Genomic DNA, 19,654 nt, shown 5'->3' on the forward strand with positions numbered 1-19,654 from the left:
CACCGGCCCCCAGCTGGACAGCAACAACCTGCCGTTCAGCCAGAAGGTGGCGGTGTCGAACTACGACAGCGACGGCTACGTGGGGTCACAGGCGGTGTTCTCCGATCTGACCTTTGCCGAGTTGCCGCAGCTGGCCAACATGAACTCCGACGCGCAGGGCGTCAACCTGTCGCTGCGCCGCAACGGCAACCTGGTGATACTCGAGGGCCGCGCCGACCTCACCTCGCTCACCGATTCCGAGGCCGACGTCGAGCTGACCGTCGCCTTTCCCGGGGTGGTGACCTCCACCAACGGCGATCGGGTCGAGTCCACGGTGGTGTCCTGGAAGCTCAAACCGGGCGTCGTGAGCACCATGACCGCCCAGGCCCGCTACACCGACCCGAACACGCGCTCCTTCACCGGGGCGGGCGTGTGGCTGGGCATCGCGTCCTTTGCCGCCGCCGGCGTGGTCGCGCTGCTGGCCTGGATGAACCGCGACCGCTCGCCGCGGGTCACCGCACCCCGGGACCAAACGCCCAGCTAGCCCTGCGGCGGGGGTGACCAGTACGCCAGCATCTCCGCGAACGTCTGGAAGGCCGGCGCCGACACTCCGTAGGTCGCCTCGAGGTGGATGCTGAGCGGGAAGCCCAGCTCGGCAACCCCGTCGATCACGCGTTTGTACAGGTCGACCATGAGCCGGCGCTTCTGCGGCGGTTCGCTGGCGGCCAATCGCCTGACGAACTCCTGCTCGGCGGCCACCGCCGCGTTGCCCGGGTCCTGAATCAGCCAGTTGATCAGGCCGACCCGGCTCTCCATCTGCGGGACGAAGCCGAACGACAGCAGGATCTCCGGCCGGTGCTCGGTGCTCTCGGCGAACTCGCGCAGGAACCCCACGATCGCGTCGGAATACAACAGCTGGGTCATGCCGTAGGTGGCGCCCTGGTCGCACTTGAAGTTGAACCGGCCGTGTTCCCCCTCGCGGGTGGGGATCAGGATCACGCCGCGGTTGGGCACCAACTCGCGATAGATCGACAGCGCGTCGGTCGGCGCGACGCCGGATCCCTCGCCGTCGTTCATGGTGCGCGGCACGCCGACGAAGACCACGCCCTCCATCCCGGCCTCGCGCAGATCGGTGAGCCGCTTGCGCAACGTCGGCTCGTCGGAGAAGGCCGTGACCTGGGTGCACAGCCCGTGCATTCCCGCCAGCTCGGGCTTGACGATCGACCAGAAGTCCAGCACGTCCAGCTTGGGCTTCATCGCAATGGGACGGTCGTCGTCCTCGGCGATGATGCCCGGAATCATCACGTGCCGGAGCCGGCCGACCAGACCGTATTCCGCCGAGAACTGCACCACCTTTCGCGCGTCTTCGAGCGCCCGCTCCCGGCCTTCATCGGCGTTGGGCGGCACCAGCTCGAGCGCAATGGTGTTGAGTGTCACGCGACTTCTCTCCATCCGACGAATGCTTGGGGCGTTTCCCGGCCGCAGCAGCGGGCGGCCCCGACACCCCCGCCAGCATAGGCGTGGGGGTGCCGCCCCCTTGCGGCGGAATAGTAAGCCAGTCGAAGCAACCGCTGCCTCCCGCCTCCCCGTGTGGCAACGACCTCCGGCGCTGCGCCGAATACACTGGTCGGGCCTGCCATACACCGGAGCCACGTCGAGGGAAAGGGGCGCCGCGCTGAGCCCGAAAGCCCCAGCAGCAGCGGCAACCGTCGAGTTGACCGGCGCGATCACCGATCGACTGCGGCGGTATCTGCACGACCGGCGCGCCGACACCGCCCACATCGGCGGCGACTACGAGGTATTGGTCGCTGCCCTCGAGGATTTCGCGCTCAACGGGGGCAAACGGCTGCGGCCCGCCTTCGCCTACTGGGGCTGGCGCGCCGTAGCGACCGAGGAGCCCACTTCCGAAGTGCTGCTGCTGTTTTCCGCGCTGGAGTTGCTGCACGCCTGCGCGCTGGTGCATGACGATGTGATCGACGACTCGTCCACCCGCCGCGGCCGGCCGACGGCTCACGTCAAGTTCGCCGAGCTGCACCGCGACCGGGGGTGGCGAGGCTCGCCGGAGCGATTCGGCATCTCGGCCGCTATCCTGCTCGGTGACCTCGCGCTGTCCTGGGCCGACGACATCGTCTTTCGAGCCGACCTGTCCCCCGCGGCCGCGCGGCGCGTCCAGCGAGTGTGGGCCGAAATCCGGACCGAGGTGCTGGGCGGTCAATACCTGGACATCGTCGCGGAAGCCAGCGCCGCCGAATCGATCGCGTCGGCGATGAACGTCGACACCTACAAGACCGCCTGTTACACCGTGTCGCGACCGCTGCAATTGGGGGTGGCCGCCGCCGCCGACCGACCCGACGTGCAGGACGTGTTCGGCCGGTTCGGGACGGACCTCGGGGTGGCGTTCCAGTTGCGCGACGACGTACTGGGGGTGTTCGGGGACCCGGACGTGACCGGCAAGCCGTCGGGTGACGATCTGCGGTCGGGCAAGCGCACCGTGCTGCTGGCCGAGGCGCTGGAGCTGGCGGACAAGTCGGATCCGTTGGGCGCCAAGCTGTTACGCGACTCGATCGGGGCGCAGCTGACCGATGCGGAGGTGGACCGGCTGCGGGCGGTCATCGAGTCCGTGGGCGCCCTCGCCGCAGCCGAGCGGCGCATCGCCGACCTGACCCAGCGGGCGCTGGCCGCGTTGGCCGCCGCGCCCATCGACCCGGCGGCCAAAGCGGGGCTTTCCGAGTTGGCCCGAATGGCCACCGACCGGTCCGCCTGAGCCGATGACGACCCCGACGCACATCCCGCCGTCCGACACCCCGGCAACGGAACCGGCTGGCGGCGGGCGGTTTTCGCAGCTGCGCGCGTTCGCCACCGCGGAGCAGTCCGCGCCGGCGAAGCTCGGCATGCTCGGTTCGTTACTGATCAGCGTGGGCGGCCTGGGCGCGGGCAGCATCCGGCAACACGACCCGCTCTTGGAGTCGATCCACATGTCGTGGCTGCGATTCGGCCATGGCCTGGTGCTGTCGTCCGTGGTCTTGTGGACGGGCGTCGGCCTCATGCTGATCGCCTGGCTGGGGTTGGGCCGGCGCGTACTGGCCGGCGAGATGACCGAGTTCACGATGAAGGCCACCACCGGCTTCTGGCTGGCGCCGTTGCTGCTGTCGGTGCCGGTCTTCAGCCGGGACACGTATTCCTACCTGGCCCAGGGCGCGCTGCTACGCGACGGCCTTGATCCCTACGCGGTCGGCCCGGTCGCCAACCCGAACAGCCTGCTGGACAACGTCAGTCCCATCTGGACGATCACCACCGCCCCCTACGGCCCGGCGTTCATCTTGGTAGCGAAGTTCGTCACCATGGCCGTCGGCAACAACGTGGTGGCCGGGACCGCGCTGCTGCGGCTGTGCATGCTGCCGGGCCTGGCGCTGCTGATCTGGGCCACCCCGCGGTTGACCCGCCACCTCGGCACCGACGGCCCGACGGCGTTGTGGATCTGTGTTCTCAACCCGCTGGTGCTCATCCATCTGATGGGCGGGGTGCACAACGAGATGCTCATGGTGGGACTGATGGCCGCCGGCATCGCGCTGAGTTTCGCCGGCCGCCACGTCCTGGGCACGTCGCTGATCACCGTGGCGATCGCGGTCAAGGCCACCGCCGGCATCGCCCTGCCGTTCATGGTCTGGGTGTGGACGCGGCATTTGCGTGACCGCCGCGGGTACCGGCCGGCCTGGGCGTTCGTGGTGGCCACGGCGATGTCGCTGCTGATCTTCGCCGTCGTGTTCGGCATCCTGTCGGCCGCGGCACACGTGGGCCTGGGCTGGCTGACGGCGCTGGCCGGGTCGGTGAAGATCATCAACTGGCTCACGGTGCCGACCGCGGCCGCCAACCTCATCCACGCCGCGTTCAGCGGGGTTTTCGCGGTGCACTTCTACCCGCTGCTGCGGATCACCCGGTTCGTCGGCATCGCGATCATCGCGGTGTCGCTGCCGCTGTTGTGGTGGCGGTTCCGGCGCGACGACCGGGCCGCGCTGACCGGCATCGCGGTCTCGATGCTGGTCGTGGTGCTGTTCGTCCCCGCGGCTTTGCCGTGGTACTACTCCTGGCCGCTGGCGGTGGCGGCCCCGCTCGCGCAGTCACGACGGGCGATCGCGATCATCGCCGGCCTGTCGACGTGGGTGATGGTGATCTTCAAACCCGACGGCTCGCACGGGATGTACTCATGGCTGCACGTCTCGCTGGCCACCGCCTGCGCGTTGATCGCCTGGTACACCCTCTATTGCGCCCCCGACCGGCGGATTGACAACCGGTGCGATCAAGGCGAAGTCACCGCTCAGTAAGCCATGGCCTGCGCCCGGCGCACCACTTCCCGGGCCTGGTGCGCGTGTAGGGCGTCGACCGGGCGGGCGTTGCTGATGGCATCCCGGCTGCCGTCGTGGGTGATGGTCAGCGACGGGTCGGGGGTGAACAACCACCGCACGATCTCGGTTTCGTGGTAGCCGCCGTCGTGCAGGATCGTCAACAGCCCCGGCAGGCTCTTGACCACCTCACCGGACTTGGTGAAGAACACCTGCGGCACCACCACGCCGCCGTCCCGTTTCACCGCGACCAGGTGACCCTCGCGGAGTTGCTGCTGGACCTTGCTGACCGAGATCCTGAGCAATTCGGCCACCCGCGGCAGGTCGTAGGTTGGCTCGTCGGGATCCAAAACATCGTCGCCGGCAGGAATGCTGCTCACGGCGCCAGTGTAGGCCTTGCCACGCGGATCGAACCGGTGTTTTCCGGCCAAACGGGGGCCGCACCTACGATGGCCCCGTGGCCGAAGCTGAACCGCCCGGCGGTGTCCCGGGACGTCCCGGCCCGCATCGCCGCCGGATCGACACCGCGACGGGAGACCCCTTGGAGGGCGCGTTGCTGGATGGCCGGTACCTGGTGCAGTCCAGGATCGCCAGCGGTGGAACCTCGACGGTGTACCGCGGCCTGGACACCCGGCTCGACCGTCCGGTGGCGGTGAAGGTGATGGATACCCGCTACGCGGGCGACGACCAGTTCTTGACCCGGTTTCAGCGCGAGGCCCGCGCGGTCGCCAGGCTCAAGGACCCGGGCCTGGTCGCGGTCTACGACCAGGGTTTGGACGCCCGCCACCCCTTCCTGGTGATGGAGCTGATCGAGGGCGGCACGCTGCGCGAGCTGCTGGCCGAGCGTGGGCCGATGCCGCCCTATGCCGCGGCCGCGGTGCTGCGCCCGGTGCTGGGTGGCCTCGCCGCGGCGCACCGGGCCGGCCTGGTCCATCGCGACGTCAAGCCGGAGAACGTGCTGATCTCCGACGACGGCGACGTGAAGATCGCCGATTTCGGATTGGTCCGCGCCGTCGCGGCCGCTGGAATCACCTCCACCAGCGTCATTTTGGGGACGGCGGCCTACCTCTCACCCGAGCAGGTGCGCCACGGCGACGCCAGTCCGCGCGGAGATGTGTACTCCGCCGGGATCCTCACCTACGAATTGCTCACCGGCCGGACGCCGTTCACCGGCGACTCGCCGCTGTCCATCGCCTACCAGCGGCTGGACACCGACGTGCCGCCGCCCAGCGCCCAGATCGACGGTGTGCCCCCGCAGTTCGACGAGTTCGTGGAGCGCGCGACCGCGCGCGACCCCGCCGACAGGTATGCCGACGCCATCGAAATGGGCGCCGAACTCGACGCGATCGCGGAAGAGCTTGGGCTGCCGGACTTTCGGGTGCCGACGCCGCGCAACTCGGCGCAGCACCGCTCGGCGGCCCTGCAGCGTGGCAGCATGAGCCAGCACCCGGTCGCACCGGCACGGCCCGAGGCACCCTCGGCCGCCCCGGTCCGCCAACCCACCCGGCAGTTGACCCGCGGCCCCGGGGACTGGTCAGAGCCTGAGCACCACCCACACTCCGACGACGAGCCCGACGAGCCCGAATACCAGCCCGTGACAGGGGAATTCGGGGGCATTCCGATCAGTGAATTCGCGTTCGCCCGGCAGCACGGCCGGCGCATGGTGCTGATCTGGGTGGCGCTGGTGCTGGCGCTGACCGGGCTGGTCGCCACCGCGGCGTGGACGATCGGGAGCAACCTGAACGGTCTGGTGGCCGGGCAGGGCCCGGCGAACACGACCGTTGGAGGAACTCAGTCGCGCAGCATCTCGGCGACCAGGAACGCCAGCTCCAGCGACTGCTGGGTGTTCAGCCGCGGATCGCAGGCGGTCTCGTAGCGCCCGGCCAGGTCCAGGTCCGAGATGTCTTGCGCCCCACCAAGGCATTCCGTGACGTTCTCACCGGTGATCTCGACGTGGATGCCGCCCGGGTGGGTGCCCAGCGCGCGGTGCACCTCGAAGAAGCCCTGCACCTCGTCGACGACGCGGTCGAAGTGCCGGGTCTTGTAGCCGTTGGACGACTCGTGGGTGTTGCCGTGCATGGGGTCGCACTGCCAGATGACCTGGTGACCGGTGGCCTGTACCTTCTCGACGATCGGGGGCAGCAGATCGCGCACCTTGTGGTTGCCCATGCGGCTCACCAACGTCAACCGGCCGGGCTTGTTGTGTGGGTCAAGCCGTTCCACGTATTCGACGGCCAGTTCCGGGGTCATCGTGGGGCCGATCTTCACACCGATCGGGTTCGCGATGACCTCCGCGAACGCGATGTGGGCGCCGTCGAGCTGGCGGGTCCGCTCGCCGATCCAGACGGTGTGCGCCGACAGGTCGAACAGCTGCGGCTCCCCGTCCTCGCTCTCCGACAACCGCAGCATGGCCCGCTCGTAGTCGAGCACCAAAGCCTCATGGCTGGCGTAGATTTCGGCGGTCTGCAGGTTGCGGTCGGCCACGCCGCAGGCGCTCATGAAGCGCAGGGCCCGGTCGATCTCGGTGGCCAGCGCCTCGTAGCGCGCGCCGGCCGGCGACGTCCGGACGAACTCCCGGTTCCAGTCGTGGACCAGGTGCAGCGACGCCAGCCCCGAGGACGTCAGCGCCCGCACCAGGTTCATCGCCGCGCTGGCGTTGGCGTAGGCCCGCACCAGCCGCGACGGGTCATGCTCGCGCGCGGTCGCGTCAGGCGCGAAGCCGTTGATCATGTCGCCGCGGTAGGACCGCAACCCGAGGGCGTCGATGTCGGCCGAGCGCGGCTTGGCGTACTGGCCGGCGATGCGGGCCACCTTGACCACCGGCATGCTGGCGCCGTAGGTCAGCACCACGGCCATCTGCAGCAGGGCACGAATGTTGCCCCGGATGTGGGGCTCGGTGTTGTCGGTGAACGTCTCCGCACAATCGCCGCCCTGCAGCAGGAACGCCTCACCCTTGGCGACCTGCGCCAGCTGCTCCTGCAGGCGGACGATCTCCGAGGGCACCGTCACCGGCGGCACGCTCTCGAGGACGGTGCGCATCGCCGCCGCCTGTTCGGCGGGCCAGCTGGGCTGCTGGGCGGCCGGCTTGGCCAGCGCGGCGTCGAGCCGCGCCCGCAGGTCGGCGGGCAGCGGAGGCAGCGACGGCAGCTGGTCGATCGGAATGTCGACGGTCCAGTTCATCGGTCCATGGTAACCGGGGCGCGATGGTGACTGATCAGCGCGAACGTCGTTCGGGCGGCCTCAGGCCGGCGCTCCCCCGTTCCGATCGCACCCGGGACCGGTTGCGTCGGCCGAAGTGATCAGCCGGAAACGCAGCAGCTGGTCGCGGGCGTCGACCAGCGCGTCGTGGGCATCGCGCGACCGCGGCGGCATCGGCGGGCACCCGCGGTCCTCCCACAACTGCCGCAGGTCCCGGGTGAAACGGGGTAGCGCCCGCGGCAACTCGGGCATGGTGCCCCACAGCTGGCACAGCGCCACGTGGTCGTAGGCGCCAATCCACGCCCACAGCTCGATGGGGTCGCTGCCCCGGACGTCGAAAAACTCCTCCAGGTCCAGGCGGATCTGCCTGCGCGAGCGCCACAGCTGCGACGCCGGCGACGGCAGCTTGGGCAGCACGTTGGCGCGCACCCAGGCCCCGGCGCGCTCCGGATCGAATTCCGTGGACACCGCGTAGTATTCGCGGCCGTCTTCGGCGACCACCCCGATGGAGATCAACTCGATGGTGCGGCCGTCCTCGATGAATTCGGTGTCGTAGAAGTACCGCACCGGCGCAGCTTATCTGCTGATCAGGATGGGCTCCGTAGGCGGCGGAGCGGCATGGACGTCGTGGTCGAGTTGGGCGTCGACCGCGCGTTCGTCGGGCAGGCCGGGGGTGCCCGCGATCGCGCACTGGACCCACAGCTTGGCCCGCACGATCGGGCGACGCAGCCTGCGCTCCCGCTGCAGCGCGCGGCGCATCTTCTCCGGCTGGGTGGTGTAGCGCCAGCGGGCCCAGGGCGCGTGCGGCCGCGACAACCGGACGGCGCCGATCACCAGCAGGACCACGATGAACATCCCGAGCAGACCGGTCCACACCTTGCCCTTGAGCACCACCACCACGGCCAGCGGCAGCGTCAGCACCAGAGCGCCGGCCGCCGCGGCCCGCAGCGGCCACGAATCGGCACCTTCCCAAATCGGGAGGAAGAACATCAGCGGGTGCAGGCCCATGATCAACAGGCCCGCGACTCCCACCGCGGCGAACACCGCGTCCACCGAGGTGCGCCCGTCCTCTTCCCAGTACACGTCGGACAGGTGCAGGATCAACGCGTACTCGTCGAGCACCAGCGCGGCGCCGATCCCGAAAAAGATTGCCGACAAAGTGAATTCGGGTTCGTGGCCGTCGATGGACAGGGTGACCAGGGTCAGACCGGACAGCAACACCAGGACCACGCCGAACGTCACGTGGTGGATGTGCACGCCGCCGAGGTGCACGTTGCGCGGGTGCCACCATCTGGTCGGGCGGCCGGCGGCCGCGCGGTGGCGGATGAAGCGCACGAACGTCCGGGCGACGAAGAAGGTCATGATGAACGCCACCAGGCAGCACAGCAGGGGCAACCGGCCGCCGTCGAGGATGTCGTGCGCGAACCAACGGTTCACCCGCGGCACGAACCAGTGGAGCACTCTTGAAACGTACGCCTGTGCGCGCCGACCCCGCGTGAGCCGCGCTGGGCCGCGTGCCAGCCCCGCGCACCGATTACGCTGTTGTGCGACATGAGTAGATGGCGGGCGCCCGGCGTGGGCTTCCCAGGCGGACGTGGCCCCGGCCAGGTCCTGTTGTGGTGCGGTCTTTGGCTAGTGGCGGCGGCGGGCATGGGCTACGTGGCCTGGCAGCTGTTCGGGCACACGCCCTACCGCATCGATATCGACGTGTATCAGATGGGCGCGCAGGCCTGGATGCACGGGCATTCGCTGTACCACGGCGATGTGTTGTTCCACACACCGATCGGGCTCGACCTGCCGTTCACCTATCCCCCGCTGGCGGCGATCGTGTTCTGCCCGTTCGCCTGGCTGCACATGCCGGCCGCCAGCGTCGCGATCACGGCGTTGACGTTGGTGCTGCTGGTCGTCTCGACGGTGATCGTGCTGACCCGCCTGGACGTGTGGGCCGCCTCCACCGCGCTGCCCGGGCCGGCGTGGCTGCGCCGCTGGTGGCTGGCCGTCGTGATCACCGTGGCGGCGACGATCTGGCTGGAACCGATCACGTCGAACTTCGCCTTCGGCCAGATCAATGTCGTGTTGATGACGCTGGTGATCGCCGACTGCCTGCCGCGCCGCACCCCGTGGCCGCGGGGCCTGCTGCTGGGTGTGGGGATAGCGCTCAAACTCACGCCCGCGGTGTTCCTGCTCTACTTCCTGCTGCGGCGCGACAACCGCGCGGCACTGACGGCGCTGGCGTCCTTCGTGGGGGCGACGGCGGTGGGTTTCGTTCTGGCGTGGAGCGATTCGTGGGAGTACTGGACGCACACCCTGGCGCACACCGATCGGATCGGCGAGGCGGCCCTGAACACCGATCAGAACATCGCCGGGTCGCTGGCCCGGCTCGGGCTGGGTGAGCAGCAGCGCTTTGTGCTGTGGGTGGCGGCCTCGCTGCTCATGCTCGCGCTGACGGTGTGGGCGATGCGCCGGGTGCTGCGGGCCGGCGAGCCCGTGCTGGCCGTCGTGTGCGTCGCCCTGTTCGGGCTGGTGGTCTCGCCGGTCTCGTGGTCACACCACTGGGTGTGGGGGCTGCCCACCGTCGTGGTGCTGGCCGTGCTGGCCTGGCGGCGCCGCAACGTGGCGCTGGCCGTGGTCGCTGCCGCGGGCGTGGCGCTGATGAGATGGTCGCCGATCGACCTGTTGCCCAAGCATCACGAGACGACCGCGGTCTGGTGGCGCCAACTCGCCGGGATGTCCTACGTGTGGTGGGCGATCGCGGTCCTCGTCGCGGCGGGGCTGACGGTCACCGCCCGTAAGCCCTCGCGGGATTCGGCGCCGCAGCAATTGACGCCGGCGACAGCGATCGGCTAGTCGACGCCGGCGATCAGCCGACGGCGGTTTCGGGGATCCGCGCAGCCTCGCCGGTCGAACCCTGACCGTTCGAGCCGTTGCGGTTCTCCTTGAGGCTGGCGGCGTAGATGTCCACGTATTCCTGGCCGGAAAGCCCCATCAGCTCGTAGATCACCTCGTCGGTCACGGCCCGCTCGATGAAGCGGTTGCCGGCCAGCCCTTCGAAGCGGGAGAAGTCCATCGGCTTGCCGAAGCGCACGGTGACCCGCCCGAAGCGCAACATGTTCGTCCCGGGGGGGTTGACCACGTTCGTGCCGATCATCGCCACCGGGATCACCGGCACCCCGGTGTGCAGCGCCAGCCGCGCCAGGCCGGTCTTGCCCTTGTACAGCCGGCCGTCCGGCGAGCGGGTGCCTTCGGGGTACATCCCCAGCAACTTGCCCGCCGACAGCAGCCGTTCGGCGGTGGTCAGCGCCGCCTGCGCGCTGTCGGCATCGGTCCGGTCGATCGGCACCTGGCCCACGGCGGTGAAAAACCAGCGCTGGAACCAGCCCTTCAGGCCGGTTCCGGTGAAGTATTCCGATTTCGCCAGGAAGGTGATCCGGCGACGCACCACCAACGGCAGATAGAAGCTGTCCATCACCGCCAGGTGGTTGCTCGCCAGGATCGCCGGGCCGGAACTCGGAATGTGTTCCAGGCCTTCAACTTTTGGCCGACCAAGCAAGTACAGCAACGGGCCGAGGAGCACGTACTTGAATAGCCAGTACCACATGGCCCTCCCTCTCGCCCGCCCGCCGGTGTTCTGCGCCAACTGTACCCATCGCATCCGCCATGGACCACCTTCGGCGCGGGCGGTCATTCCTCGACGGTGACCGGGATGGGCTGATAGCGGGTCCTGGTCGCGGCGTCCGGTGTCTCCGTCCCGTGGGCGCCATCGCCGGGGGGACCGCCGGGCGGACCGTCGGGTGGCGGCTTCGCCGCGCCGTTGATGTCGTCGAGCATCGCGCGCACGACTTCGAGCAACGCGATGCTGTGGTCGGCGATCACGGTGATCAGCGGGTGCTGGTCACCGGTCGCCAGCGCGGCCAGCGCACACACCGGACACCACACCTGCTGACACTTGCCGGTCCCGACGCCCCGGCCCGCGGTCAGCGCGGCCGCCGTCCGCATCGCCGGGTCGATCCCGTCCAGGATCGCCTGGGCGAGCCTGCGCAGCTCCGGACCAATTTCGGGATGAGCCCCACTCACTTAGGCCACACCTCCGGGTCTGGTCGAAAACGTACGGTCAGCTCGGTACCCCGCAGGTGCGCGTCCAGTACCGTGCACCGCCGGAGTACGGACGCCAACCGAACCCTGCGCCGCAATCCGCCCGCACTGATGATCAGGTCGTCGTCGACGCGCCCCAGCGTCAGCCCCGACGGATCGAGTTGTGGCAACGCTAGCCGCATCCGGTAAATGGAGCCAAGTCCCGTCCCGGATTCCAAATCCACCGTCGGCCGCAGCGGGCCGGGCGGCGCCGTTCCGCCCCGACGGCGCGCGCTGTCGAGCAAAGCGCCCAGCGCCTTGGGTCCGATCGGCTCCCCGGACAGGTGCGGAGTCATCACCAGGGCCACCTCACCGATGGTGGCGTCGAGCTCGTCGAGAACGCCACGTTGTTCGGAAATGCGTTCGGCGTACCAGTAGAACGCGGGGTGCTCCGGCAGGTTGCGGTATTCGTAGGACTCGTCTTCGGCCAGCACCTGATTGACAATCAGTTCCTCCACGCGCACGCCCATCAGCGCCAGCGAACCCAGAGTCCGGGCCGCTTCGGCCGCGACCACCCGCTCTGGCGTCAATACCAAATGCGCGCTGACCAATTCGCCGTCGGTCAGCAGGGCGCTGAGCGCCTCGACGCTGGCACTGATGCGCTCGAGCAGCTCCACCACCGCCGCCGACCGCGCGTCGTCGGCGGTGACCGACAACCGGCGATGACGCGGCCAGGCCCGCTCGACATAGAGACCGAAGGTGGCCGGCAGGGTGAGCATCCGCAGCGCGTCCGCGGTCGACGCGCAGTCGACGACGACGCGATCCCAGCGCCCGGACACGGCCAGCTCGCCGACGGCGTGCAGTCCGAGCACCTCCTGAACGCCCGGCAATGCCGAAAGTTCTTCGGGCGCAATGGTACTCAGCTCGGAATCGGGAAACCGCCGATCCAGTGTGTCCACGACGTGGTGCCAGCGGGCCTCGAGCAGGGCCAACGTGTCCAGCGCCAGCGCGTCGAGAAAGCCGCCGCCGGCCTGGGCGTCATCGGCGAGGACGCGAACCGGTTCACCCTGACTCGGCGGAACGGGAACGCCGAGCACGTCCCCGAGTGAGTGCGCCTGGTCGGTGGACACCACCAGCACCCGTTGCCCCGCGCTCGCGGCGCTGACCGCCGTGGCACATGCCAGCGTGGACTTGCCTACCCCGCCCTTGCCAACGAAGAGACTGACCCGGGCCGGGGTGGGCACCCGCGATTGGCCGGACTCACTCAGCCCTCGACTCGTTTCTTCAGATCCTTCAATGCGGTGTCGGTCAACCGGCGCTCGGCCTTGCGCTTGAGCAAACCGATCATCGGGACGGCGAGATCGACCGAGAGCTCGTAGGTGACCTCGGTGCCAGATCCCTTGGGCGCCAATCGATATGTGCCTTCCAGGGAACGCAGCAACGAGCTGGACACAAGCGTCCAGCTGACCGATCGCCGGTCCTTGGGCCACTGGTAGGACATGACCAACGTGTCCTTGAGGACGGCGGCGTCCAGCACCACCCGCGCAACCTTCGGATAGCCGTCGGCGTCCGTCTCCTGGACCTCGGCCTCCCGGTATTCCGAGATCCACTGGGGGTAGGAATCGATGTCCGCGATGACGCCCATCACCGTGCTCGGGTCGGCGTCGATGTAGATGGTCTGCGACGTCTTCTCCGCCACCTGGTGCTGCCCTCTCTCCCACCGCCGGTCGACGGTGCGGGGAAAACTACCGTGCGGGTCCAACCCCCGGGCCTCCGGTCCGAAACGGTAAAGTCCCCGCAAACCTGACCCGGCTAAACTACCGGAGAAACTCCCACCGGACGTGTCCGTTCCAGTCTCGTCTTGACCTCGAAGGCCATTTTCTTGCCCGCCACCCGACGGCGGTGTGTCATTTTCGCCAGATTGAGCTTGGCCAGCTGCCAGGCCGCCACACCCGTCGGTTCGGCGTGCAGGAAATAGTGCAGCACCACCCCGTCCAGTGACGGTTCCAGCCAGATTTCCATGGTGCCGGTCAGCGCGCCGGTGACCGCCCACCGGATGCCCTTGTCGGCGCGATCCTCGATGACCCGCAACCGCAGGTCCGGCCACCAGCGACGCCAGCACGACGGGTCGGCGACCGCGGCACCGACCCGCGAGCCGTCGGCGGCGACGAACGTCTCGTCCGCGATCTGGATGCTGTTCACCACCTCAGCTTCACACATCTATCGGGCCCACCACGCCGAGGGCGGGCCCGATTCCGGACCCGGCCGGCAGAGTGCCACCGTTCCTGCACGAATGCGCGGATTAGGCTGGACCACAACAAGCCGTCCCCCCGGAACGTCACCAGCCAAAACGAGGTCAGCAAGAGTGCGTGAGTACAGTGTCCCCGCCCGCTTCTCCGTCGGCGAGCACGACAACATCGCGGCCATGGTCTTCGAACACGAGCGCGAGGACCCCAGCTTCGTCATCTTCCGGCGTCAGGTCGACGGCGAATGGACCGACGTCACCTGCGCGGAGGTGGCCAAACAGGTTCGCTCGGCGGCGCTGGGTCTGATCGCGCTCGGGGTCGAGGCCGGCGACCGGGTGTCCATCTTCTCGGCCACCCGCTACGAGTGGGCGATCATCGACCTGGCGATCCTGTCCGTGGGGGCGGTGACCGTGCCGATCTACGAGACGTCCTCGGCCGAGCAGGTGCGCTGGGTGCTGCAGGACTCCGAGGCGGTGGTCGCCTTCGCCGAAACCGACGCGCACGCCGCGATGGTCACCGAACTCACCGCCGACCTGCCCGCCCTGCGTCGCGTGCTGCACATCGACGGCTCGGGCCCCAAGGCGCTGGACCAACTCGCCGAGGCCGGCGCGTCGGTCGAGCCCGCCGAGCTCACCGCCCGCCAGGAGGCGCTGCGCGCCGACGACCCGGCGACGCTCATCTACACCTCGGGCACCACCGGACGGCCCAAGGGCTGCCAGCTCACCCACTCCAACCTGCTGTACGAGACCCGCGGTGCCAAGGAATGCCTGCCGACGCTGCTGGACGAGGGGCAGCGGCTGCTGATCTTCCTGCCGCTCGCCCACGTGCTGGCGCGCTCGCTGACGCTCTCGGCGTTCGCCAACAAGGTGACGGTCGGGTTCACCAGCGACATCAAGAACCTGCTGCCGATGTTCGCGGTGTTCAAGCCGACCGTGGTGGTGTCGGTGCCGCGGGTCTTCGAGAAGGTCTACAACACCGCCGAGCAGAACGCGGTCAACGACGGCAAGGGGCGAATCTTCGCGGCCGCCGTGCAAACCGCGGTCGACTGGAGCCAGGCCCAGGACCACGGCCGCCCGGGGCTGGTGCTGCGCGCCAAGCATGCGCTGTTCGATCGGCTGGTGTACCACAAGCTGCGCGCCGCGCTGGGCGGCGAATGCCACGCGTCGGTCTCGGGTGGCGCCCCCCTGGGCGCGCGGCTGGGCCATTTCTACCGGGGCGTCGGCCTGACCATCCACGAGGGCTACGGCCTGACGGAGACCAGCTCGGCCATCACGGTCAACCAGGTCGGCAACGTCAGGATCGGCACGGTCGGAACGTTGTTGCCGGGCAACAGCATGCGCATCGCCGAGGACGGCGAGCTGCTGGTGCGCGGCGGCGTGGTGTTCAGCGGCTACTGGCGCAACGAGCAGGCCACCAACGACGCGTTCACCGACGGCTGGTTCAAGACCGGCGATCTGGGCGCGCTCGACGAGGACGGCTTCCTGAAGATCACCGGGCGCAAGAAGGAGATCATCGTCACCGCCGGCGGCAAGAACGTCGCCCCGGCCGTGCTCGAGGACCAGCTGCGGGCGCACGCGCTGATCAGCCAGGCCATGGTGGTGGGCGACGCCAAGCCGTTCATCGGCGCGCTGATCACCATCGATCCGGAGGCGTTCGGCGCCTGGAAGGAACGCAACCACAAGGCGGCCGGCGCGTCGGTGGCCGATCTCGCCAACGACCCGGACCTGGTCGCCGAGGTGGACGCGGCGGTCAAGCACGCCAACCAGGCGGTTTCGCACGCCGAATCCATCCGCAAGTTCCGCATTCTGCCGGTGGACTTCACCGAGGACACCGGTGAGCTGACACCGACGATGAAGGTCAAGCGCAACGTGGTCGCCGAGAAGTTCGCCTCCGACATCGACTCGATCTACGAGAAGGAATAGCGGCCGGCCTCAACGGCCCGCATCGTCGCCGCGCAGAAGCTCGGCCAGCCGGGCGGCCAGCGTGTCCCACCGCCAGTGGGCCATCACCCACTCGCGGCCGGCGGCGCCCATGGCGGCGGCCCGGTCACGGTCGCCGAGCAACTCGGCGACGGCGTCGGCGACGGCCTTCAGCGAGCGCCCGTCGACCACCAGTCCAGTCTTGTTGTCCTGCACGGCTTCCGGGGCCCCGCCGGAGTCGCCGGCGATCACCGGCTTGCCGGTCGCGGACGCCTCGAGGAAAACGATGCCCAAGCCCTCGACGTCCAAGCCGGCGCCACGGGTGCGGCAGGGCATCGCGAACACGTCGGCCAGCGCGTGGTGCGCGGGCAGTTCGGCGGCCGGCACGCCCCCGGTGAACGTGACGTGCTCGGCCACCCCGCAGTCGCGGGCCAGCTTGCGCAGCGATTCCAGGTAGGGACCGCCGCCGACGATGACCAGGGCGGCGCCGTCGACCCGTTGCCGGATCGACGGCAGGGCCTTGATCAGCATGTCCTGGCCCTTGCGCGGGACCAGCCGCGACACACACACGACCGTGGGCCGCTCACCCAGCCCATACCGGTCGCGCAGCTCGGCGCCCGCCGCCGGGTCGGGCCGGAACCGGTCGGTGTTCACCCCGGGAGGCAGGTATTCCAGCGAGGCGTGCGGGCCGAAGGCCGGCGCGAACCGGCCGCGGGTGTAGCGGCTGACGAACGTGACGACGTCGGTGGTGTCGCCGATGCGGCGCAACACCGACCGGGCGACCGGAAGCATCGACCAGCCCACTTCGTGGCCGTGCGTGCTGGCCACCACCCGGCCCGCGCCGGCTTGCCGGGCGCGCTGCGCCAACAGGGCCAACGGTGCGGCCGCACCGAACCAGACGGTGTCGATGTCGCACTCGGCGATCAGCCGGCGCATCCGCGCGTCCACCGCCGGGCCGGGCAGCATCAAGGTGCCCGGGTGCCGGACCACCCGATAACCGGCCGACTCGGCCGCTTCGTCGAAGGCGTCGGCACCCTTCCATTGCGGCGCGTAGACCGTCACCGAATGCAACCGAGCGTCGACCAGCCGGCCGACGAAGTCGCTCAAGTAGGACTGGATACCGCCCGGCCGGGGCGGAAAGTCGTTGGTTACCAGCAGGACCCGACTCACTGCGTCAGGCTAGCCTGGCGGTGCGCCGGGCCCGGCGCAGGGCGCCCGTCACCCCGAGTGGGCCAGCCACTCGTGCCAGCGCACGAGCAGGCCGGGCGAGTCGGTGGCCAGGACGTCGTGGACGGCGGAGGCCATGTCGGTGCGGCCCACGCCGCAGACCGCCAGATACAGGTCGTGCAGCTTGGCCGTCCCGTAGGTGTCCGCGACGAAGCGCGCGAACCACCACGCACGGTCGTACGCCAGCGAACGCTGCGGCCCCGGGGCGTCCAGGTCGGCGTCCGAGGGCAGCGTCAGCGGCACCGGCAACGCGTCGGCGGGCACCGGGGTGTGGGGCCGCGCGACGAAATCGGCCACGCCTTCGGTCAGCCACCGGGGCGCGTCGGGGGCGGTGTCCACGCGCGCGGCATAGTGAAAAAGCTCGTGCGTCAACACGATTCGTAGCGCACCCGCGGTCATGTTGGCCGCACCGGGCGCGAAGACGATCCGCTGGCCGATGGCCATCCGGTGCATGGGGTCGACACGGTCGACGACCGTCACGGCCGCGATGTCGGCCCACTGCGCCGCCGGTCCCCCGCCGGCGGCGGCGCGGAACTCCTCGTCCGTGCCGGCCGCTACCACCGAGATCTCGCGCGTCCAGTCGACGCCCCAGAACGCCTCGACCGCGCCGATCGCAGCGCCGACGCCGGACGCCACCCGCGACAGCAGCCGGTCACCGGCCGGGCCGCCGAGGCCGAGCAGCCGAACGGTGCGGTCACCGACGACCAGCGACTTCGTCGCGGCGCCGGCCGGGCCGTGTGCGGGGATGATCAGCTGCGCGGGGCGGGCGGCGCGGTCACCGGCCGCGTCGAACGGCACGGCCGCCGCCACGACAACCTCGACGACAAACACCCAGGCCAGCAGCAGCGTGAGCCGGCGGCGCCGGCCGGGGCCTCTAGTAGCGGCGGGCGTCGTGGATCGGGCCTGCCGCGTTCATCGGCACCACGCGCACCGGCTGGCCGTAGGTGGAGGAATGGATCACCATGCCGTCACCGACGTAGAGGCCGCTGTGCGACGCGTCGTTGTAGAAGGTGATCACGTCGCCGGGCTGCAGGTCCGACAGGGCCACCGGTTGGCCGCCCTGGGCCTGCGCCTGGCTGGAGTGCGGCAGCGAAATGCCGGCCTGCTGGAACGCCCACATCACCAGTCCGGAGCAGTCAAACCCGCCGGGCGCGGCACCGCCCCATACATAGGGCGAGCCGACCTGGGTCAGCGCCGCCTGCACGACGGTCGCGCGGTCACCACCGCCGACCCCGCCGCCGAACGGTCCGGGCATTCCACCGGGAGGCGGCGCCTCACCGGCTGGCGGCGGCGCGCCCGGGGGCGCGGCCTCCGGCGCGGGCGCCCCGGGTGCCGGGAGACCGGCCGGTACAGGGCCGGGATCGGCGAGCGCGGTGCGCTGCTCGGGCGACAAGGATACGTATTGCGACTTGACGACCGCGATCTGCACCTGCAGCTGACTCTGCTTGGACTGCAGGCTCGCCCGCACCGCGGCGGCCTGCTCGGCGGCGCTCTTCGCGTCGGCGGCGGACTTGGCGGCCTCCCGCTCGGCCTTGGCGGCCTGCTCGCTGGCGACCCGGAAGTTCTTCATCTGGTCGGCCATCTGCGTCGCCATCTGCCGCTGCATGGCCAGCTTGTCGATCAGACCCTGCGGCGATCCGGCGGTCAACATGGCCGTCATGCCGTCGACGCGACCGCCCATGTAGGTCGCGGCCGCGAGCTTGTTGACCGCGCCCTGGTATGACGCCAAGCGCTCCTTGGCCGCATCGACCGAGGCCTGGGCGTCGTCGTGCTTCTTGTCCGCCGCGCGCTGGGCCACCAATTTGTCGTTCAGGTCGAGCTGCGCGCTGTGCATCGCCTCGGTGGTCTGCTCGGCCTGGCGGGACAACTGGTTGAGTTTGGCCAGCGCGTCGTCGGCCGGGTCGGCCGAAACGTGCGCGGCAAGGAGACCGGATAACACCGTGAAGCCCGCTAGCGTCCCGATGGCAGTTCGTGTGAAGACACGCGCAAACGGGTATCTAGAGTCAAGCCTCAAGATTTTGCTTCCTTAAACGGCCATCGACGACCGCGAGCCGTCGAGCTGGTTTAGGTCTCAAGTAGGTTACGAAACGATATCGACGTTTGTCCAAAGCGAGCGGTTAAGAAATTGGAAAGATTTCTGTCATTATCATGTGAACGACCGCGACCCCCTCGTAAACCTTTGGCACGCAAAGCATCTTAGGCGACGCCCGAATCGCGTCCGCGGCGGATAGGCACCAACCGCAATCGCGGCGCCAGTCCCACATCGGCAAGCACCGCCAACGCAGCGCATTCGTCCTCCAACAAAGTCTCCGGGACCCCGAGTAACACGCTGACCACGCAATCGCGGCAGCCCGGTCCGCGGACCGCGCAGTCGTCGCAGTCGATCACCACCGGCGCCCCCGCTTCCGGCACCGTCGCGCCGTCGCTGTCGGGTCCACTGCTTCGTGCCATCAGGATCGGTCCTCTCGGTCAGGCTTGGACGACGTCAGGTCGACTGTCCGAACCGTAACCGCGGCCACCGACAACCAGCCGGCACCACCTTTGCAGCAGAAACTTCCGCACCGGCTGCGTTCGCCCCGGCGTGGGAGCCGCGCGGGTGTCGGTGGCCACGCTTACCGTCGCGGCATGGTTGCCGGTGGTGCGACTCAGCTCAGTTTCGCCGACTTGGGATCGT

The 19,654-nt window shown here is 69.3% G+C and carries 20 protein-coding genes and 1 pseudogene; 6 read left to right on the forward strand and 15 right to left on the reverse strand.

What is annotated here, in order from left to right:
* Nucleotides 1-523, forward strand: a 523-nt coding sequence (locus A5692_RS16440; RefSeq protein WP_068057707.1) for a DUF3153 domain-containing protein, incomplete at its 5' end; no start/stop codon positions are given.
* Here the strand turns inward: A5692_RS16440 and A5692_RS16445 are convergent.
* A complete protein-coding gene (locus tag A5692_RS16445; protein WP_068057709.1) occupies nt 520-1,416 on the reverse strand; it encodes a mycobacterial-type methylenetetrahydrofolate reductase in 897 nt (298 codons plus the stop codon). The genes A5692_RS16440 and A5692_RS16445 overlap by 4 nt on opposite strands.
* Before the next feature lie 277 nt (nt 1,417-1,693).
* Here A5692_RS16445 and idsA2 point away from each other — a divergent pair, with 277 nt between their 5' ends.
* Together idsA2 and A5692_RS16455 are read left to right on the forward strand one after the other, a co-directional pair.
* Nucleotides 1,694-2,743 carry a bifunctional (2E,6E)-farnesyl/geranyl diphosphate synthase gene (idsA2, locus tag A5692_RS16450; RefSeq protein WP_068057714.1) on the forward strand — a complete coding sequence of 350 codons (1,050 nt, stop codon included), beginning with the start codon at nt 1,694-1,696 and terminating at the stop codon, nt 2,741-2,743.
* Between the two features lie 4 nt (nt 2,744-2,747).
* On the forward strand, nt 2,748-4,301 hold the full coding sequence (locus A5692_RS16455; protein ID WP_068057720.1) for an alpha-(1->6)-mannopyranosyltransferase A: 1,554 nt from the start codon (nt 2,748-2,750) through the stop codon (nt 4,299-4,301).
* On the opposite strand, the gene A5692_RS16460 is transcribed toward A5692_RS16455, so the two are convergent.
* The gene (locus tag A5692_RS16460; RefSeq protein ID WP_067919831.1) at nt 4,295-4,699 is read right to left on the reverse strand and encodes an Rv2175c family DNA-binding protein; all 405 of its coding nucleotides are present in this window, start codon (nt 4,697-4,699) and stop codon (nt 4,295-4,297) included. The two genes, A5692_RS16455 and A5692_RS16460, sit on opposite strands and share 7 nt — an antisense overlap.
* A 137-nt stretch (nt 4,700-4,836) precedes the next feature.
* Between A5692_RS16460 and A5692_RS16465 the strand changes: the two are divergent.
* Nucleotides 4,837-6,072, forward strand: a pseudogene (locus A5692_RS16465) (protein kinase); the annotation flags it as partial.
* A 38-nt stretch (nt 6,073-6,110) separates the two neighbouring features.
* On the opposite strand, the gene A5692_RS16470 reads toward A5692_RS16465, so the two are convergent.
* From A5692_RS16470 to A5692_RS16480, 3 genes are read right to left on the reverse strand one after another with little or no spacing between them, the layout of a single operon-like run.
* Complete coding sequence (locus A5692_RS16470) at nt 6,111-7,499, reverse strand: class II 3-deoxy-7-phosphoheptulonate synthase (RefSeq protein ID WP_068057722.1); 1,389 nt, start codon at nt 7,497-7,499, stop codon at nt 6,111-6,113.
* A 60-nt stretch (nt 7,500-7,559) separates the two neighbouring features.
* The gene (locus A5692_RS16475) at nt 7,560-8,084 is read right to left on the reverse strand and encodes a polyadenylate-specific 3'-exoribonuclease AS (protein WP_068057724.1); all 525 of its coding nucleotides are present in this window, start codon (nt 8,082-8,084) and stop codon (nt 7,560-7,562) included.
* Nucleotides 8,085-8,093: 9 nt separating this feature from the next.
* Nucleotides 8,094-8,978, reverse strand: coding sequence for a hypothetical protein (locus A5692_RS16480; protein ID WP_068057726.1), 885 nt, complete (start codon nt 8,976-8,978; stop codon nt 8,094-8,096).
* Nucleotides 8,979-9,068: 90 nt separating this feature from the next.
* Here A5692_RS16480 and A5692_RS16485 point away from each other — a divergent pair, with 90 nt between their 5' ends.
* On the forward strand, nt 9,069-10,364 hold the full coding sequence (locus A5692_RS16485) for a glycosyltransferase 87 family protein (protein WP_068057729.1): 1,296 nt from the start codon (nt 9,069-9,071) through the stop codon (nt 10,362-10,364).
* Between the two features lie 13 nt (nt 10,365-10,377).
* On the opposite strand, the gene A5692_RS16490 is transcribed toward A5692_RS16485, so the two are convergent.
* From A5692_RS16490 to A5692_RS16510, 5 genes are all read right to left on the reverse strand, one after another.
* Complete coding sequence (locus A5692_RS16490; protein ID WP_068057731.1) at nt 10,378-11,115, reverse strand: 1-acyl-sn-glycerol-3-phosphate acyltransferase; 738 nt, start codon at nt 11,113-11,115, stop codon at nt 10,378-10,380.
* Nucleotides 11,116-11,198: 83 nt separating this feature from the next.
* Nucleotides 11,199-11,591 (reverse strand): hypothetical protein, encoded by a 393-nt coding sequence (locus A5692_RS16495; protein WP_068057737.1) that lies wholly within the window; start codon nt 11,589-11,591, stop codon nt 11,199-11,201.
* A complete protein-coding gene (locus A5692_RS16500; RefSeq protein ID WP_082962795.1) occupies nt 11,588-12,832 on the reverse strand; it encodes an ArsA family ATPase in 1,245 nt (414 codons plus the stop codon). The genes A5692_RS16495 and A5692_RS16500 overlap by 4 nt, the downstream gene beginning before the upstream one ends.
* A 20-nt stretch (nt 12,833-12,852) precedes the next feature.
* A complete protein-coding gene (locus A5692_RS16505) occupies nt 12,853-13,287 on the reverse strand; it encodes an SRPBCC family protein (RefSeq protein WP_067918136.1) in 435 nt (144 codons plus the stop codon).
* A gap of 113 nt (nt 13,288-13,400) precedes the next feature.
* Nucleotides 13,401-13,790 carry a polyketide cyclase / dehydrase and lipid transport gene (locus tag A5692_RS16510; protein WP_068057748.1) on the reverse strand — a complete coding sequence of 130 codons (390 nt, stop codon included), beginning with the start codon at nt 13,788-13,790 and terminating at the stop codon, nt 13,401-13,403.
* 163 nt (nt 13,791-13,953) lie between these two features.
* Between A5692_RS16510 and A5692_RS16515 the strand changes: the two genes are divergently transcribed.
* On the forward strand, nt 13,954-15,756 hold the full coding sequence (locus A5692_RS16515; RefSeq protein ID WP_068057738.1) for a long-chain fatty acid--CoA ligase: 1,803 nt from the start codon (nt 13,954-13,956) through the stop codon (nt 15,754-15,756).
* A 9-nt stretch (nt 15,757-15,765) separates the two neighbouring features.
* Here A5692_RS16515 and pimB read toward each other — a convergent pair whose 3' ends face one another.
* From pimB to A5692_RS29890, 5 genes are all read right to left on the reverse strand, one after another.
* Nucleotides 15,766-16,923, reverse strand: coding sequence for a GDP-mannose-dependent alpha-(1-6)-phosphatidylinositol monomannoside mannosyltransferase (gene pimB, locus A5692_RS16520; protein ID WP_068057739.1), 1,158 nt, complete (start codon nt 16,921-16,923; stop codon nt 15,766-15,768).
* A gap of 48 nt (nt 16,924-16,971) precedes the next feature.
* Nucleotides 16,972-17,811, reverse strand: coding sequence for a hypothetical protein (locus A5692_RS16525; RefSeq protein WP_068057741.1), 840 nt, complete (start codon nt 17,809-17,811; stop codon nt 16,972-16,974).
* Nucleotides 17,812-17,854: 43 nt separating this feature from the next.
* A complete protein-coding gene (gene ripC / locus A5692_RS16530) occupies nt 17,855-18,994 on the reverse strand; it encodes a peptidoglycan hydrolase RipC (protein WP_068057742.1) in 1,140 nt (379 codons plus the stop codon).
* Nucleotides 18,995-19,176: 182 nt separating this feature from the next.
* Nucleotides 19,177-19,431, reverse strand: coding sequence for a hypothetical protein (locus A5692_RS16535; protein ID WP_068057744.1), 255 nt, complete (start codon nt 19,429-19,431; stop codon nt 19,177-19,179).
* 18 nt (nt 19,432-19,449) lie between these two features.
* The coding region (locus A5692_RS29890; protein ID WP_231984344.1) for a hypothetical protein at nt 19,450-19,654 on the reverse strand (205 nt) is incomplete at its 5' end.

The organism is Mycobacterium sp. E342, from assembly GCF_001667665.1.
Lineage (GTDB): Bacteria > Actinomycetota > Actinomycetes > Mycobacteriales > Mycobacteriaceae > Mycobacterium.